At 66.2% G+C, this 2,427-nt stretch carries 1 protein-coding gene; it reads left to right on the plus strand.

From position 1 onward, the window contains the following. Positions 1 to 2,427: HAD-IC family P-type ATPase (locus WAW17_RS11530; RefSeq protein ID WP_422333113.1), on the plus strand; the 2,427-nt coding region annotated here is incomplete at both ends.

The following is a 2,427-nucleotide window of genomic DNA, read 5'->3' on the forward strand; positions in this document are numbered from 1 at the left end:
CTCGTCGCGGGAGCGATTGCCGCGGCGCTGGGCGAGTACGTCGACTCAGCGGTGATCTTCGCTGTGGTCCTGGTCAACGCAGTCGTCGGATTCATCCAGGAGTCGAAGGCGGAGTCGGCACTCGAGAGTCTACGGTCGATGGTGCGCACCACGGCCAGGGTCGTCCGCGACGGCCAGGGCCAGACCATTGCGTCCGAAGCGCTCGTGCCCGGCGATCTGGTGCACTTGGAGGCCGGTGACAAGGTCCCTGGCGATCTGCGGCTGATCCGCGTAGCCGAATTGCGGACGGACGAGTCGCCTCTGACCGGAGAGTCCGCCCCGGTAACCAAGGACGAGGTGGTCATGCCTCGGTCGTCCCCGGTGGCCGACCGGCGAAACATGGCGTACTCGGGCACCTTGATCACCGCCGGTACCGGCACCGGAGTGGCGGTCGCGACCGGGGCGGAGACCGAGTTCGGCGAGATACACCGCCTGGTCGGAGCCGCAGAGTCTTTGGCCACACCGCTCACGACGAAACTCGCAGAGTTCAGCAAGATACTGACCGTTGCCATCCTCGCCTTGGCCGCGACGACATTCGGCATCGGACTGCTGCGTGGACAGGACGCCGTCGAGACGTTCACCGCCGCCATCGCCCTGGCGGTCGGGGCAATTCCGGAAGGACTACCCGCGGCCGTCACCATCACCCTGGCCATCGGAGTTGCCAGGATGGCAAAGCGAGGGGCGGTCATCCGGCGGCTGCCGGCGGTGGAAACACTGGGTAGTACCACGGTCATCTGCTCGGACAAAACCGGAACGCTGACCGAGAATCAGATGACCGTCCGCAGGATATGGACACCGGACGCAGAGTTCGAGGTCACCGGCTCCGGCTACACCCCCGAGGGTGTTCTCCTCGAGGGCGAGGGCACCCCTGCATCAGTTGATTCCCATCGCGGGTTGAGGTGGGCCCTGCTGGCGGGCGCCGCCTGCAACGACGCCACACTCCGCCACGACGGTGGCCGGTGGAAAATTCTCGGCGATCCCACCGAGGCCGCCATGGTGGTCGTGGCCACCAAGGCGAACCTGAACCCGTCCGGTTTCGCCGAGTCACATCCGAGAATGGCCTCCATCGCCTTCAGTTCCGAACGCCAATACATGGCGACCCTGCACCGGAACCCCGACACCGGCGAACACTTCGTCCTGGCCAAAGGGGCTGTCGAGCGGGTGATCGAGCTGTGCAACGGGCTGCTGGCCGATGACGGTTCCGTCCGGCCGGTCGATCGCGGCGAGGTGCTGCGCGCCGCCGAGGACCTGGCCGACCGAGGCCTGCGAGTCCTGGCCACCGCCGTGCGCCATGCCGTCGACCCCGAGGAGTTCGGTGAACGGACCCTGGCGGGCACGCTGGTTCTGACCGGGTTGCAGGCGATGCTCGACCCACCCCGGGCGGCGGCCGGCGCGTCCGTCGGGGCATGCCGGACTGCGGGTATCTCGGTGAAGATGATCACTGGCGATCACGCTGCCACCGCAACGGCGATCGCGCGGCAGGTGGGACTACTCGACCCGGGAACTCGCGGAGAGGGCACCGTGCTGACCGGCAACGATCTCGCTGCGCTTCCGACTGAGGATTTTCCAGAGGCAGTGGACCGGGCGACCGTGTTCGCCAGGGTGTCCCCCGAACAGAAACTCCGACTCGTCGAGGCCCTGCAGGCTCGCGGGCAGGTGGTGGCCATGACCGGTGACGGGGTCAACGACGCTCCCGCGCTACGACAGGCAAACATCGGGGTCGCGATGGGCGAGAGCGGCACCGAGGTGGCGAAGGACGCTGCCGATATGGTGCTCACCGACGACAACTTCTCCACGATCGAGGCGGCCGTCGAAGAAGGGCGAGGAGTATTCGACAACCTCACCAAGTTCATCACCTGGACGCTGCCGACGAACCTCGGTGAGGGCCTGGTCATCCTCATCGCCATCGTCTTCGGGACCGCACTGCCGATCCTGCCGACCCAGATCCTGTGGATCAACATGACCACGGCTGTGGCCCTCGGACTGATGCTCGCCTTCGAACCGAAGGAAGCCGGGATCATGTCCCGCCCCCCGCGTCGCCCAGATCAACCGCTACTGACCCGCGCCCTGCTCGGCAGAATCATGCTGGTCTCGACCTTGCTCGTCGCCGGCTCCTGGTGGTTGTTCGAATGGGAGCAAGCACACGGCGCCAGCCTCGAAGAGGCCCGGACAGCGGCACTGAACCTGTTCGTCGTCGTCGAGGCCTTCTACCTGTTCAGCTGTCGATCCTTGAGCCACTCGGCATGGCGGATCGGCCTGTTCACCAACCGATGGATCATCGCCGGTGTCACCGCCCAGGCACTCGGTCAGATCGCCATCACCTACCTGCCCGCCATGAACACAGTCTTTGCCACCGCCCCGATCAACGCCGACGCGTGGATGCGAATC

This window comes from Rhodococcus sp. (in: high G+C Gram-positive bacteria), from assembly GCF_049286785.1.
Lineage (GTDB): Bacteria > Actinomycetota > Actinomycetes > Mycobacteriales > Mycobacteriaceae > Rhodococcus_F.